Below are 14,978 nucleotides of genomic sequence, written 5' to 3' on the forward strand. Positions count from 1 at the left end.
AATTACTTTTATAAGAATAAATTTGATCAAAAAAAAGCTATAAAACTCTCTTTGATCTAATTTATTTATAGATAGTTAAAATACTAACTATATTTTTTAATTTCGCCTGAGTCAACTCTAGCAATAAAAGATTTTAATTCATCTTTAACAATTGGCATAAGATAGTATAAACCAATAATATTAAAAATAGACATAGCAAACATTGCAGCATCTGAGAAGTCAATTACTGCACTAAAGCTAATACTTGTACCAACAATCACAAATAAACAAAAAATTCCTTTATAAGCTAATTCAGTAGTTTTACCTTCACCAAATAGATAAGTCCAAGCTTTAAGTCCATAATATGACCATGAAATCATAGTTGAAAATGCAAACATAATTACAGCAAGTGCTAAAATATATTCAAAAATAAATGAAGTTTCTGAGAAAGCAGCAGCTGTTAATGTAACACCACTTAATTCACCTGTGTTCATACCTGAAATGATAATAACTAAAGCTGTCATTGTACAAATTACAACTGTATCAATAAATGGTTCTAATAATGAAACAAAACCTTCTGTTATAGGTTCTTTAGTTTTTACAGCTGAGTGAGCAATTGCTGCTGATCCAACTCCTGCTTCATTTGAGAATGTTGCTCTTTTTAAACCTTGGATTAATGCTCCAATAAAACCACCAGCAACTCCAGCACCTGTAAATGCTCCAACAAATATTTGTTCAAAAGCAGCACCAATTTGATCATAATGAGAAATTAATACAATAAGAGCCATACCTAGATATAAAGTAGCCATAAATGGAACTAATTTTGAAGTTACGGAACCAATTGATGGCATACCACCTATAATAACACCCGCAACAAGTACAGCAAAGATAATACCAGTAACCCATCCATAACCAGCATCAACACCAAATGTCTGTACAATCATTGCATTTGCTTGATTACCTTGGAACATATTTCCTGCACCTAGAGCTGCAAATATTGTCATTATAGCAAAACCAACAGCTAAAACTCTACCAATTTTTGCATGACCTTTTTCTTTAAATGCTTTTGATAAATAGTACATTGGACCACCAGATACTGTTCCATCTGGATTTTCATTTCTATATTTCACACCTAATGTACATTCAGTAAATTTTGATGCCATTCCAAATAAACCACAAACAATCATCCAAAAAGTTGCACCCGCACCACCAATTGCAATAGCAACTCCAACTCCCGCAATATTTCCAAGTCCAACAGTTCCTGATAAGGCAGTTGTTAATGCTTGAAAGTGTGAAACTTCACCTGGTTCTTTTTTATCTGGATTTGAAAATTTCCCTCGAACAATATCAAGTGCTAAACCTACTTTTCTAAATTGTATAAACCCAAAATAAAAAGTAAATACAATTGCTGCAACAAGCAACCATCCTACAATTAATGGAAATGTTACACCATCCTCAATTTTTATACCATAAAAAATTGTACTTGCAAACCAACCAAAATAAGTAGTAAAAAATTGATCTATTTTTTGATCAATTCCTATAATCTCTTCAGCAAAACTAATACTTGGTATACTTAACATTGTTATGTAAAACAGCATATTCTTAAACATTTTCATAAGTCTTTCCCCTTTTTTGTATAATGTAGTACGATATTACATTATTATTTTTAATCACGTAGCTAACTAAACCTTTGTTTAATTACTAAAATAATCATTAATTAATTTAGTAATTAAACATTTTTAAACTAAAGAAAGAGAGAACTCTTTCTTTAAAATTTATCCTTGAAAAAATGAAGAGAATAATAAAATATCAGCATTTGTTTCATTTTTCTTATCAATTGTAATTACATCACTTATAATTTTTCCAATTGAAGGAGCAAATGTGATTCCAAGCCAACCTAAACCAGTAGCATGAACTAAATTGTTATAATTTTCATCATATCCTAAAATAGGAATGTCATTTGGAGTAAGGGGTCTAAATCCTGCCCATTCAACAACATCTCTTCTTTCAAAGTCATTTGTATATTGTGCTAAGTTTTTATTCATACTATCAATTTGTTTTTTAACAATTGAAGGGTTAGTAGTCCCTAGTTCAAGTTTTGAAGTCATTCTTAAAGTATCTCTTCTTGGAGTCATTGCAATAAATAAATCAGCAAATAAAGATGTAGTTTTAGGCATTAGTTCTTCATTCATTTTAAATGTAAGACTATAACCTTTTGCAGGAGTCATCATAAATTTGTTTTTAGCTTGTCTTGCTAATTTATCATCAGCTCCAGTTGAAAGAATAAATGTTTCAGCTTCATAAACATCTTTTGATGTTCTAATTTTACTAACTTTTGAACCTTCAAATTCTAATCTTTCAACTTCTTCATTTAAAAGAAACTCTACACCTTTTTCTTCTAAATATTTTTTCACTGTAAGCATCATTTCACCTGGATCAATATGCCCATTTTCTTTTAAAAGAATTGAGCCAATTACTTTATCATTTAAAATTGGCATATATTCTTTAGTTTTTTCTTTTGAAAGAATTTCATAAGCTTTTGGATCATTACAATGAGCAGCTTTTGCATCAAATGTAGCTTGTTCTGTATAAATCATTAATAAACCATCTTTTCTAAAATGGAAATCTATCCCATCATCATTAACCATAGATTCATACATATCTAAACTAACTTGTCCATATCTTTCAAATAAAGCTAATGTTCTTTTTAATCTAGCTTCAGTTGAACTTGCTGCAAATTTTAAAAGCCATTTATATAAATGTAGATTTAATGTAGGATGAACACTTGCAGGTGATTCTCCTTTTAGCATTAATTTAAGCGTATCAGGAATTGCTCCAGGTGCACTTAAAGGAGCTTTTTTAAAAGCAGATAATAATCCTGCATTACCAAAAGACGTTCCATTAGTAATATCATTTTTTTCTATTACAGTAACACTTCTACCACTTTTTTGTAAACAATATGCCGACATAAGTCCAATACAACCACCACCTACAATTACAACATCTTTTTTCATCTTACTTCTCCATTAATATATAATAAATTTATTTTACTTTACTTTTTTGCAATAGATTCTATTTCAATTAAAGCATCTTTTGGTAATCTTGCAACTTCATATGTTGCTCGTGCTGGAAATGGTGCTTGAAAATATTCTCCATAAATTTCATTTACTACTGCAAAACTTTCAATATCTTTTAACAAGATTGTAGTTTTGATAATATCATTCATATCTAAACCAGCTTCTTCTAAAACATATTTTGTATTTTCTAAAGATTGTTTAGCTTGTGATGCAATATCACTTCCTGGAAATTCTCCTGTAGTTTGATCAATTGGTAATTGACCTGATACATATATAAATCCATCTTTTTCAATAGCTTGTGAATATGGTCCAATTGCACCAGGTGCTTTATTTGAATTAATTGCTTTTTTAGAGTTCATTTTTTTCCTTTTTTGTAATAATTTTTTTTCATTAAAAGCAGTATATAATAAAATTTTATCAATGTAAAGAGTTTTCTGTATATTTTTAATACAAATTTATTACTATGAGAATAATTTATTATTAATTGACAATTATTTATTATTATTCTATAATAATTTACTTATCAAATTATTTAAGGATTTTCTTGAATCAATATATTAAAAAGTTCATATCAATTGCCGATTTTCTAGGAGAAATTCTAGGAACAAATACCGAAATAATACTTCATGATTTAACAAACTATAAGCACTCAATTGTTCATATTATAAATGGACATATAAGTAATAGAAAGATTGGAGATTCAATAACTGACCTTGTTTTAGAGTTTATGCTAACTGAATCAAAAGGGAATAAACAATATATATGTAATTATAATTCAAAAAACATACAAGGAAGACTTCTTTATTCTTCTACTTATTTTATTAGAGATGATTCAAATAAGATAGTAGGAGCCTTATGTTTAAATTCTGATTATCATGATGTAAAAAAATCTTTATCATTTTTAACATCTTTATTACCAAATTATGTTGATGATAAAATCATCTCATTAAATAATATAAAAGAAAACCTAAGCTCTGACCCACAAGAATTAACACTTAATAAAATTGATACAATTGTAAATCAATTTAATGTTATTCCAAATAGAATGACAACAGAAGAAAAAACGGAAGTAATTGCAGCACTTGATTCTTGTGGAATTTTTAATATAAGAGGTTCTGTTCAAGAAGTAGCAAAAAAGTTACAAATGTCAGAACCTTCAATTTATAGATATATTAAAAAAATCAAAAGCTAACTTTTCAGTTATACTAAAATAAAAAGGAAAGCAAATGTCTGGAAAAATAGAAAACTTACTTATATCACAAAATCCAAATAGTAATATGCAAGAGGTAACTCAAATCATTTTAGAAGAAGGAAAAGGTATTTATGGAGATAGATATTACTCGCAAGAAGGAACTTTTTCAAAAAAAGATGAAATACAAGCAGATAGAGATGTTACTTTAATAGAAATAGAAAAGATAACTGCTTTTAATACTGAATATTCTCAAAATTTAACTGCCTTAGATTTAAGACGAAATATTGTAGTTTCAAATTGTAATTTAAATGATTTAGTAGGTAAAGAATTTCAAATAGGAAATGTAATATTAAAAGGTATTAGACTTTGTGAACCTTGTAAATATTTATCTGAAAAATTAGAAAATCCAAAAGTATTAAGTGAACTTGTTAATAAAGCTGGATTGAGAGCACAAATTATTAAAGGTGGAAGTATAGATAAAACTTCACAAATAGAAATATAAAAGTTAACCTAAAAAGGTTAGCTTTTACCCTATTCTATTTTTTATTTCTCTTTTTTGAAGCTTTTGCCATTTTAGCTTTTTTCTTAGCTTTTGCTTTTGCTAAAGCTACATTTGCACCTTTTCTAGCATTTATTACTTGTTCATCTGCTTTTTTATGGTCAAAACTTACAGGAATAGCATTTTTTATTTCCCTAGATTTTCTTGCGATTTTATCGCCTTCTGTTGTGTCTACACTTGAAGTATTTTTTCTTGACATATTTTACCTTAGTTTATAATTCCCGTATTCTATAAAAATTTTAATTATAAAGACTTAATTCTAGTAGTAATTTCATTTTCTTTTGGAAATCTCTTATGAATCTCTAACTTATCGAAGATAATAAAGCCATCTACAATCACTTTAAAGATACCACCTGAACCTTTATTTAATTTTATCTTTACATTTGAAAAATTACCTGTTAATTCATCTTCTAACCTAGAAGCTTCTGGTAAATAGTTTCATTCTCCGCAATAGTGTATTTCTATATTCATTTTAAATCCTTATATATTTACATATAAATGATTATATAGTATTTATTTTTAGATAACAAGTTTTATTTTTTTCTATACTCTATTAATAAATCTAATGTTCTCAAGTCCTTGGTAGTTCCTCTTTGTTTTAAGTGCTCACATACACGAGTGAATCTTTCTTCATTATAATCTTGTCCTAAATGAAACTTTGCACTTCTTAGTCTAGGAACTAGTTTATACAAAAATGTTGCGTTTATTATCTTTTTATACATTTCATCATTTAAAGGTTTATATCCACCCTCTTTTTGATACTTTTGCATTAGAAATTCTAAAGCATTTGCTTTTTCTTTGTAATCTTCCACAAACTCTATAGTCCCATCTATTATCAAAGATTTAAACATATGAGTTGCAGGTGAAGCATTTCCAGTGTCCGTACTAAAATATGAAGGAAGTTGGGAATAAGACTCAACCACTGAAAAACTAGCATGGTTATTATTCTTCATAATATCTATTTTTTTACCTTTTTTTGCTCCATGGAAGAAAATCTCTTTATTTATTGATACAAAGTTTAAAGGCAAGGAATAAGGTATATTATCATTACAAATTGCTAATGTTCCATATTCAACATCTTCTAAAATATTTTCTATTAAATTTTCATCTTTTATTTCATAAACTTTTCTCATTTTAACTATTTTCACTCCAATCAAATTGCATTTGTTTTGCTAACTTATAATTTTCAAGTTTTGAAACCATAGGATGATTATTGAAAGTATTAAATTTTTTATCCTCATTTAAAAACCTTGAAGCAACAGAAAAATCTAAAACTTCCGCATCATCATAAATATAAATTCCAACATTCATTAGTCTTTCCTTTTAATCTTTTTTTAGTACTATATCAAATATCTGACATTGTCACAAGTGCCAATTTTTGAAAATATTATAAGGACAATTATGTATCATATAAATCAAAATAGTAAAATAGCACTTCATAAACAACTTTTTGAAGCTTTAAAACAAGATATTATAGATAACTATAAAATAGATGAAAAGTTGCCATCTATAAGAAAAGTTATGTCTATGTATAATCTTAGTAAAAATACTGTTGAGTCTGCCTATTCACAACTAGTTGCAGAAGGTTATATAGATAGTATTCCTAAAAGTGGTTATATCGTAATTGAAAATAACTTTACAAATTTCAAGGATACTTTTACAAATAAAAAAGTAAAAAAAGATGAAGATATTTTATATGATTTTTTTCCAGCAAGACTTCAAAAAGAAAGTTTTCCTTTAAAGATATGGAAAAGACTGTCTTCTAAAGTTATTGATGACTCCTTAGATTTAGGAAGATATTCTGATAAACAAGGAGAAATTGATTTAAGAATAGAGATTGCAAAGTATCTAAATACATCAAGAGCTGTAAAATGTTCTGAAAATCAAATAATTATAGGTAATGGATTTATAAACTCTCTTAGTCTGTTAGCTTTAATTTTAAATAAAGAGCATGATACCTTAGCTATAGAAGAACCAGGTTATCATGTGGCTAGAAAAGTATATGAAAACCATAAATATAAAATAGAAAGAATTGAAGTAAATGAAAATGGAATAAATATAGAAAAATTAGAAAAAAGTAAAGTAAGACTAGTTTATCTAACACCTTCTCACCAATATCCAACAGGTGTTTCAATACCTATTTCAAATAGACTTAAACTAATACAATGGGCAAATAGAAACGATGGAATTATTATAGAAGATGATTATGATAGTGAGCTAAATTATGTAAATAAACCTATTCCTTCCTTGCAAGGGCTCGATACAGATAAAAGAGTTGTTTATATAGGAACATTTTCAAAAGCTCTCTCCCCAGCTTTAAGAGTTAGTTATATGGTATTACCAAGCAACATACTTAATATCTACCAAAAAAACTATTCTTATTATGATTCAGGAGTATCACTTCTTACTCAAAAAACTCTTCATAGTTTTATAAAAGAAGGATATTGGGATAAACATTTAAGAAAGATACGAACCCAAAATAAAAAGAAACATAATCTTTTAAAATTCCTATTAAAAGACAAACTTAATTCTAGTATGAAAATAGTAAGTCAAGGTGGAGGATTAGCTATTTTAATACAGCCTACAGCTAGTTTTAATTGGAAAATGCTTGAAGATCTAGCACTTGAAAAAAAGATAAAAGTTTATTTTACAAAACCTAGATGTGGCGGAATATATCAAGCTGTGATGATGGGATTTGGTGGTATAAAAGAAGAAGAATTGGAAGATGCTATAAATATTTTTTCAAAGATTTGGTTTAAATGTTTTATAAAAGAGAAAGAAAAGTCTGATTAACTCTTTTCTTTTCTACTCTTTTTAAATATTATATAGCAGTGGTAAAAGCCATGAAAAAGTAATCCACATGATAAAAGTCAAAGGAATACCTACTTTTAAGAAATCTCCAAAAGTATATCCACCTGCTGTCATAACTAGTAAATTTGTTTTATATGCCATTGGTGTCGCATAACTCATATTTGCTCCAAAAAGAACAGCTAAAACAAAAGGTTCTGCTGGCAAGTTTAATTGTTGAGCAATTCCTATTGCTATTGGAGTTCCAATTACAGCTGCTGCATTATTTGACACGATATTTGTCATAATTGCCATTAAAAGCATTAAGCCACTTAACATAAAAGTCGTAGACATTCCATCCATAGATATTACAAAAAGATTTGCTATATATGAAGCTGCCCCTGTTTTTAAAAGTGCACCTCCAAGTGCTAAAGAAGCTACAACTATCAATATAACTTGTGTATTTAAAGCAGCTGAAGCGTCTTTCCAATTTATACAATTAGTTAAAAACATCAGAAAAACTCCAAGTGTTGCACTAATAGCAATAGGAAGTATTCCTAAAGCTGCAACAGCAACTATTCCAAACATAATAAAAAATGCTATTGGCGCTTGTTTTGTATGTGTTAAATCAGAAGTTGCATCTAAAACTAATAGTTCTCTACTTTGTTTTAATTCTAATATATGTTCATTTTTTCCTTGAATTAATAAAACATCACCAATTTTTAGACTAATTTGGGCTATATCTTTTAAAATTGTTTCTGTTTTCTTTCCCGAACGATGTAAAGCTAGGGCTATTAAATTATGTCTTTGTAAAAATCTACTTTGTGAAAGAGTTGTATTATTTAGTTTTGAGCCTTGAGAAATTATCACCTCAGCTATTTGCTGTTCTTCAGCAAGTAAAGGATGATCATCATCAACAGCACCTAAACTTGAGTATAAAACTGCATCAAGAATTTTCTCATAACTTTTTAAATTTTCAGGTGTATCTTCAACAACTAACATATCTTCTGCTTTTATAATTGTCTTAGAATTTGGTAAAACATACATATCATTACTATTTCTATGTATTCTTAAAACCTTCATCATTCCATCTGTTTTTAAAATAAGTTCATCCAAAGGTTGATCTTTGGAAGCTGATTCTTCTGTAATCATAAGTTTAGCAGTAAATACTCTTGGTGAAGTATCTGAAAAAGGAGCTTGTCTTTCTTTAATAAAATATGGTACAACTAACCATAAATAAAGCATAGCAAAAGCCCCAGCAATTAAAACAGGTAAAAAGAAATCAAACATCCCAAAATCTTTCATACCCATATCAACTGCAACAGAAACAACAAGTAAGTTTGTAGAAGTTCCTATTGTAGTACTCATTCCACCTATTAGTGTTGCAAAGCCCATTGGCATTAAAACTTTTGAAGCAGATGTTTTTGTTTTAATTGAAACTGCTGTTAATATTGGCAATAGTAAAATCACAATTGGCACATTATTAACAAAAGCACTCAAAACAGCACCTACTATTAAAGTAAGAAGAAGTGATAATTTTGGATAACTACCCCAAATTTTCGATAAAACCCTACCAACTGGTTCTAGTGCACCTGTTCGCACCAATCCTTGTCCTGCAATCATTAAAGCACAAACAGCAATTAAAGCTTCATGTCCAAATCCTGAGAAGAAATCTATTGCATGAAGTTCTTTGTTTTCATACTCATAAGGAAATATTGTAAAACCCACTGTTAAAGCTACAATAATAAAAAGACTTGAAGTTTCTAATGGAATTTTTTCTCTTGTAAAAAGGAAAAGTGCTAAAACAGTCAAAAGCATCACTGCTATTGAATGATTATTAACAGTTGTGATTAATTGCATAAAATACCTTTTTTATTTATTACTTTGATTATATCAAATATAGATATAAATAGAAATATTTGTTATAATCATTTTTTTAAATATATACTCAAGGATATAAATGAAAATAGCTATTTTATCTGATATCAAATCTAATGTTTATGCTCTACAAGCTGTACTAGAAGATATAAAAACTAAACAAATTGATGTTATGTTAAACCTTGGTGATTCTTTTTATGGACCAATAGAACCTAAAGCTACCTATGATTTAATAAGATAAAATCAATTTATCAATCTTTTAGGAGATGAAGATAGAAAGATTTTAGAATCAACACTTGCTCAACTTGAAGAAAATGAGACATTAAGATATGCCTACAATAATTTAGGAGATGATGTTTTATATTGGATTCAAGATTTACCTTTTGAAAAACTAGTTGGATCAGATTATTATATGATTCATGGAACATATTTAGATGATAGTGTTTATATGATAGAAGATATTACAAGTGGAAAAGCAATTCTAAGAGATGACAAAAAAATATTAGAAATCATAGATGATATAAGCTCGACATTTGTACTGTGTGGAAATTCATGCCTACCTAGATGTATAACTTTAAGTTCAGGTCAAGTTGTAATAAATCCAGGTTCAGTTGGACTTCAAGCTTTTAAAGCTGAAAATCCAAATGAGTATTCAATAGAAAATAACACTCCTCATGCTTCTTATGTTATTTTAACAGTTGAGGATAATACATATGCAGTTGAACCTGTACGAGTCGCTTATGACTATGAGAAGGCAGCTTTAAAGGCAGAAGAAAATAACAGACCTGATTGGGCATATAGTTTAAGAACAGGAAAAGTTTTAAACAAATAGTTAGTTAATTATTTAATAAGTAAATGAAGTCTCTTTGGCTATCATACAAAAAAGTAATCTGATAATAGGAATTTTAAATATAATGCAAAATATAAGTGAATTAGTAGAACAAGTAATAAATGAAGAAAATATAATATCTGCAGTTTTTAGTGGTATTCAAAAAAAAGCTATTAAAACTTTTAACAAAGTTACAATAAAAAAAGTAACAATCCAAAATGAAGTAAAATATCAATTTGAGTATTTTTATGATAAAAATGTTGAGCATAAAAACTTAGAAGACAATGAAACAAAAGCTGAAATAAGTAATTTACTTGAAACATATTTTAAACAAGCACTTATAAATACTACTCATTCAGATTATCACATACTAATAAATAAAAAAGGTGAGGCAAAAATAAATAAAAAAGCACCTACAAAAAAGTTTGAAGAAGTATCTCACAATAGAAAAAAAAAGTATATTCTAAATGAAGGTGAACTATCGCCCTTTTTAATTGAACTTGGAATCATGACTAGTGAGGGTAAAATTGTAAACTCAAAATATGATAAGTTTAAACAAATAAATCGTTACTTAGAGTTAGTATCTGACTGTATTCCTTACTTAGATAAAAATAAAACTATTAGAATTATTGATTTTGGATGTGGAAAAGCATACCTTACTTTTGCACTTTATGATTATCTTGTACTAAAAATGGGATATAACGTAGAAATTGTTGGATTAGATTTAAAAGAAAATGTTATCAAGTTCTGCTCAAACTTAGCTAAAAAATTAAATTATGATGATTTAAGATTTGAACAAGGCGATATTAAAGGCTTTGATCAATTTGGTGATGTTGATATGGTTATTTCACTACATGCTTGTAATACAGCAACAGATGAAGCACTAGCAAAAGCAGTTAACTGGGGTGCTAAAGTAATCTTAGCAGTTCCATGTTGTCAACATGAATTCTTAAAGAAAATCAAAAATGATAAAATGATTCCTATGATGAAATTTGGAATCATAAAAGAAAAATTAGCTTCATTACTAACAGATAGTGTTAGAGCAAATGTGTTAGAAATTATGGGTTATCGTACTCAAGTTCTTGAATTTATAGACATGGAACATACCCCTAAAAATATAATGATAAGAGCTTTTTTTGAAGAAACTTCTAATATTGACAAAGTTGTTAATCAATATAAAGAGTTTAAAAATGAATGGAGTATTTCTCCATATATAGAAGAAGCTTTTGGAAAAAGTTTAACAGATAAATTATAAACCCAAGTTATTTAATTAATAACTTGGAAATATATTTAACTTACACTACATGTACCATCAGAACATTTTTTCTCTGTATCATCATCCCAACTAGATAATGCTGTTCTTGCTACAACACCAGCATTAGTTAGTGCAACAAGATCTGTTAACTCTATAAGTTCTTCTTTTGTAATACCATCTTCTAATGCATCTTTAAATCTTCTATTTGAACAAACTGTACATCCTACTGTAAGAGTTACAGCTAAACCTATTAAGTGTTTTTCTCTTTTTGAAAGAGATAAACTCTCACTTGTTTCATTTAATGCTTTTACTGTTTTTAAATCTTGTCCTGTCATTTTATAGCCTTTTATATAATATTTTTTAGATTGTAGAATAAATATTCTACAATGTCAAGACTTTAATTAGCTATTTTTATAAAATAGAAAATACTTACTTACAAATGTCCTGAGTGATTACTACGCTGTTATTATCATCGATTAAAGTTAGTTCATTATCAAGTATATTGCACTGAATCTTCATAGAGCGATTATATAGTAATTCAATATCACCATCAATATTTAAATGTATTATGTGAAGATTTTTAAAACGAAAAAGTGAGTTTTCTATTTGTTTAAACCATATACTAGCTAGACTCTCTTTGAAAGTATATATTATTACTTTTTCAGAACGTCCACATGCTTTTTTAATTCGTTTTTCATCAGGTTGACCTAAATCTATCCACATTTCAATATCATCACCAAATGATTTTTGCCATAAATCAGGCTCATCATCAGTAGATATCCCTTTACAGAACATCAGTGTATCATTTGCATTTAATACAAAAGCCACTAATCTAATCATTAGTCGTAAATCATTTTCTGATGGATGCTGAGCTATTGTTAAATGATGTTCTTCATAATAGTTTTCATCCATATTTGATATATTTAGTAAAGCTTTGTTAATAGTTGCGTTTGCAGCCATTGATATCCTTTTTCATATCTAGTTTGACTGATTATAGCCAAATAGCTTAGATATTACTGAAACTTTGTAAGAGATTTCCATGTTCCTGCATTATGAACATTGTCAAATCCTATTGCTTTTAAGTTACGTTTTGCAGCGGCACTTCTACTTCCACTTGCACAACAAAGAATTATAGGTTTTGTATTATCAAACTCTTTCATTCTTTTTTCTAGTGAGCCTAATGGAATATTAATACTTCCATCTTTATGTGCACTTGCAAACTCATCTTCAGTTCGAACATCAATAATTTGTCCACCTTGTTTAAGTAGAGAAGGAACAAGCTTCAATACTTTATAGGTAGTGTATTTTCTATATCCTATAAAAACTGCCAATGCTAAAACTGCATAAATTATATTTTCGTTCATAAACTTTTCCTTATTCTATTTCATCTTTGTAAACTATAGAGTTATATTCTTTTGAATAAAAAAGCTCACCTGAATTTAACTGATTAACATATTCTTTAAACCATTGAGAAAAACTCATAGCTACTATTTCTCTTTGCTCAACTTCATACCATAAAGTAATAACTTGACCTTTTGTTCCAGAAGAATTTGGGTCTAAATCAAGACAATAGTGATCTCCACAACCATCACTTGTAAAGGGAATCCAACATTTATTCCACCAGTCATTCTTTACACCCTCATCGGGTATTGATACTTTATTTATACGGTCATTTTCAAGTAAGTTTTTCCAAATATTAAATTCTTCAATAATACGATGCGTTGACAAAAATTCCTGAGAATCAAAAAGCCAAGCAGCCTTTCCTTTTTGACCATTATGTATTTTTAATATTTCAAGAAAGTCATCTGGTAAATCTACACCAATTGTAAATGTAAGTTCTTCTATCTCAGCAGTTGTAGCTGGTGGATTTAAATCTAATAAACCATCACTATAATTGAAAGAAAGCCATTGTTTAAACTTGTCAAATTCTTTATTCATTTAAATCCTTATTTTTTAAAACTTGTTTTATTTTTCCCAGAATTTTTTGAATTATAAAGTAAATCATCAAGTCTCTTTAAAATATTTTCTGTTAAATCTTCATCATTTTTTTGTACTACAGAAAGACTTATTGTCATATGCCCTACTGTTTTAAATACATTTTTATCTATTAATAATCTTAATTTTTCTGCTAGTTTCAATGCATTATCTAAATCTGTTTCAGGAGCAAGTATTAAAAATTCTTCTCCACCCCAACGTATAAGATAATCATTTTCTCTTATGCTTTTATTTATTAATTCACACATTGATACAAGAACATCATCTCCAACTAAATGTCCATAATTATCATTAATCTTTTTAAAAGAATCAATATCAAGCATAATCATAGAAAAGGGCCTATTATATCTATCACATCTTTTTGTTTCAAGATCATAAATATATTGAAAACCATTTCTATTATATGTTTTAGTTAAATTATCATACATATGTTTCTTTTCCATTTTTCTCATAAAAAAAGTTACTACTAGAGATATAACACAAGCTAAAACTATCAAATATAAAAGAATTTTATAAATTTTTAATATATTTTCATATTTAGTTTGATCAAAAAGTATTGAATACATTATTTTTGCATTTGAAGAAATTGGACTCTCTTCAATAATAAAAACTTCTCTAAATACATTATTCTCTTTTTTTATAATCTTTGAAATAGAATTATTAAAATCTAATTTAGAGAGTCTATTCCCTTCTAAAATTCTATGTTTTAATTCTTCAAGAGAGGGCTTTAATCCTTTATATTTTTTAAAATAAAAATCTGCCGTAAACTTTTCATCTTCAAGATATAAATAAACTTTTAATCCTTTTATATATTTATACTTATCTACATTCGCATGCAATTTTTCTAAAACATTATCAAAGCCTTCATAAGTATAACTTACTTGCAATATTTTTTTATCATTAGGAGAATTAAGATATGAGTCAGAAAAACTAAAAAATCTATTAGTGCTAGATTCGATAGTAGGAGCAGAAACACCTATCTTTTTATCTTTTTTATGTTTTTTAAAAGTATCTTTTGCAAATGATATATCAAATCCTATATCATTTTTAAATGTAGTATTTCTTATTATTAAATTATCATCCGAAATGTAAATATTGTATCTGTTATTATTATCATTGATTTTATTGTAGATTTCTTGTAAATCAATATTTAATGGATCTTTTTGTTTATTAATATAATCTAATACAATTTGATGTTTTTGTTTCAATAATTGTTTTTGCTTTTCATATTTATATAAAACTTTTGCAAATATATTTGAAGTGTCTCTTTGTATTGTATTAAATACAATTTCTTGTTCTAACTTATTTGATACAATTAAATTACTTCTTAGAAAAAATATACTAATAAATGAGATAACAGCAAATAAGAGAAGAAACAATCCAAGATATGTTGATAAATTTAGTTTATTTAATCTTTTAACCATAAT

The 14,978-nt window shown here is 27.5% G+C and carries 18 protein-coding genes and 1 pseudogene; 6 read left to right on the forward strand and 13 right to left on the reverse strand.

Going from position 1 to position 14,978, the window contains the following annotated elements:
- Nucleotides 1-83 precede the first annotated feature (83 nt).
- The 3 genes from KO488_RS00180 to KO488_RS00190 form a co-directional block, all read right to left on the reverse strand.
- Nucleotides 84-1,595: an alanine/glycine:cation symporter family protein gene (locus tag KO488_RS00180; protein ID WP_228318924.1), complete on the reverse strand. Its 1,512-nt coding sequence runs from the start codon at nt 1,593-1,595 to the stop codon at nt 84-86.
- A gap of 159 nt (nt 1,596-1,754) precedes the next feature.
- Nucleotides 1,755-2,993 (reverse strand): NAD(P)/FAD-dependent oxidoreductase, encoded by a 1,239-nt coding sequence (locus tag KO488_RS00185; protein WP_216056756.1) that lies wholly within the window; start codon nt 2,991-2,993, stop codon nt 1,755-1,757.
- A 38-nt stretch (nt 2,994-3,031) separates the two neighbouring features.
- Complete coding sequence (locus tag KO488_RS00190; RefSeq protein ID WP_216056757.1) at nt 3,032-3,415, reverse strand: RidA family protein; 384 nt, start codon at nt 3,413-3,415, stop codon at nt 3,032-3,034.
- A 185-nt stretch (nt 3,416-3,600) separates the two neighbouring features.
- On the opposite strand from KO488_RS00190, the gene KO488_RS00195 reads away from it, so the two are divergent.
- Both KO488_RS00195 and KO488_RS00200 read left to right on the forward strand, forming a co-directional pair.
- The gene (locus KO488_RS00195; RefSeq protein WP_216056758.1) at nt 3,601-4,248 is read left to right on the forward strand and encodes a helix-turn-helix transcriptional regulator; all 648 of its coding nucleotides are present in this window, start codon (nt 3,601-3,603) and stop codon (nt 4,246-4,248) included.
- Between the two features lie 34 nt (nt 4,249-4,282).
- Nucleotides 4,283-4,750 carry an MOSC domain-containing protein gene (locus KO488_RS00200; protein ID WP_216056759.1) on the forward strand — a complete coding sequence of 156 codons (468 nt, stop codon included), beginning with the start codon at nt 4,283-4,285 and terminating at the stop codon, nt 4,748-4,750.
- 34 nt (nt 4,751-4,784) lie between these two features.
- On the opposite strand, the gene KO488_RS00205 is transcribed toward KO488_RS00200, so the two are convergent.
- The 4 genes and pseudogenes from KO488_RS00205 to KO488_RS00220 all read right to left on the reverse strand — a co-directional run bounded on the left by KO488_RS00205 (nt 4,785) and on the right by KO488_RS00220 (nt 6,118).
- Nucleotides 4,785-5,006 (reverse strand): hypothetical protein, encoded by a 222-nt coding sequence (locus tag KO488_RS00205; protein ID WP_216056760.1) that lies wholly within the window; start codon nt 5,004-5,006, stop codon nt 4,785-4,787.
- Nucleotides 5,007-5,050: 44 nt separating this feature from the next.
- Nucleotides 5,051-5,233: pseudogene (locus KO488_RS15475) on the reverse strand (Rdx family protein); the annotation flags it as partial.
- Between the two features lie 107 nt (nt 5,234-5,340).
- A complete protein-coding gene (locus KO488_RS00215; protein ID WP_216056761.1) occupies nt 5,341-5,940 on the reverse strand; it encodes a pyridoxamine 5'-phosphate oxidase family protein in 600 nt (199 codons plus the stop codon).
- A gap of 1 nt (nt 5,941) precedes the next feature.
- Nucleotides 5,942-6,118, reverse strand: a complete 177-nt coding sequence (locus KO488_RS00220; protein ID WP_216056762.1) for a hypothetical protein — start codon at nt 6,116-6,118, stop codon at nt 5,942-5,944.
- A gap of 90 nt (nt 6,119-6,208) precedes the next feature.
- On the opposite strand from KO488_RS00220, the gene KO488_RS00225 reads away from it, so the two are divergent.
- Nucleotides 6,209-7,600: a PLP-dependent aminotransferase family protein gene (locus KO488_RS00225; RefSeq protein ID WP_216056763.1), complete on the forward strand. Its 1,392-nt coding sequence runs from the start codon at nt 6,209-6,211 to the stop codon at nt 7,598-7,600.
- A gap of 21 nt (nt 7,601-7,621) precedes the next feature.
- Here KO488_RS00225 and KO488_RS00230 read toward each other — a convergent pair whose 3' ends face one another.
- Nucleotides 7,622-9,454, reverse strand: coding sequence for an SLC13 family permease (locus tag KO488_RS00230; protein ID WP_216056764.1), 1,833 nt, complete (start codon nt 9,452-9,454; stop codon nt 7,622-7,624).
- A gap of 100 nt (nt 9,455-9,554) precedes the next feature.
- Here KO488_RS00230 and KO488_RS00235 point away from each other — a divergent pair, with 100 nt between their 5' ends.
- From KO488_RS00235 to KO488_RS00245, 3 genes are all read left to right on the forward strand, one after another.
- Nucleotides 9,555-9,713: a metallophosphoesterase family protein gene (locus KO488_RS00235; protein WP_216056765.1), complete on the forward strand. Its 159-nt coding sequence runs from the start codon at nt 9,555-9,557 to the stop codon at nt 9,711-9,713.
- A 171-nt stretch (nt 9,714-9,884) separates the two neighbouring features.
- On the forward strand, nt 9,885-10,304 hold the full coding sequence (locus KO488_RS00240) for a metallophosphoesterase family protein (protein WP_216056766.1): 420 nt from the start codon (nt 9,885-9,887) through the stop codon (nt 10,302-10,304).
- 82 nt (nt 10,305-10,386) lie between these two features.
- Complete coding sequence (locus tag KO488_RS00245) at nt 10,387-11,556, forward strand: class I SAM-dependent methyltransferase (RefSeq protein WP_216056767.1); 1,170 nt, start codon at nt 10,387-10,389, stop codon at nt 11,554-11,556.
- 35 nt (nt 11,557-11,591) lie between these two features.
- Here KO488_RS00245 and KO488_RS00250 read toward each other — a convergent pair whose 3' ends face one another.
- From KO488_RS00250 to KO488_RS00270, 5 genes are all read right to left on the reverse strand, one after another.
- Nucleotides 11,592-11,891, reverse strand: coding sequence for a carboxymuconolactone decarboxylase family protein (locus tag KO488_RS00250; RefSeq protein ID WP_216056768.1), 300 nt, complete (start codon nt 11,889-11,891; stop codon nt 11,592-11,594).
- A 94-nt stretch (nt 11,892-11,985) separates the two neighbouring features.
- Nucleotides 11,986-12,516 (reverse strand): YaeQ family protein, encoded by a 531-nt coding sequence (locus KO488_RS00255; RefSeq protein WP_216056769.1) that lies wholly within the window; start codon nt 12,514-12,516, stop codon nt 11,986-11,988.
- Between the two features lie 53 nt (nt 12,517-12,569).
- Nucleotides 12,570-12,920 (reverse strand): rhodanese-like domain-containing protein, encoded by a 351-nt coding sequence (locus KO488_RS00260; protein WP_216056770.1) that lies wholly within the window; start codon nt 12,918-12,920, stop codon nt 12,570-12,572.
- 10 nt (nt 12,921-12,930) lie between these two features.
- Complete coding sequence (locus KO488_RS00265; RefSeq protein WP_216056771.1) at nt 12,931-13,494, reverse strand: SMI1/KNR4 family protein; 564 nt, start codon at nt 13,492-13,494, stop codon at nt 12,931-12,933.
- 8 nt (nt 13,495-13,502) lie between these two features.
- On the reverse strand, nt 13,503-14,975 hold the full coding sequence (locus tag KO488_RS00270; protein WP_216056772.1) for a GGDEF domain-containing protein: 1,473 nt from the start codon (nt 14,973-14,975) through the stop codon (nt 13,503-13,505).
- Nucleotides 14,976-14,978: the final 3 nt, after the last annotated feature.

This window comes from Poseidonibacter lekithochrous, assembly GCF_018861145.1.
Taxonomy (GTDB): Bacteria; Campylobacterota; Campylobacteria; order Campylobacterales; family Arcobacteraceae; genus Poseidonibacter; species Poseidonibacter lekithochrous_A.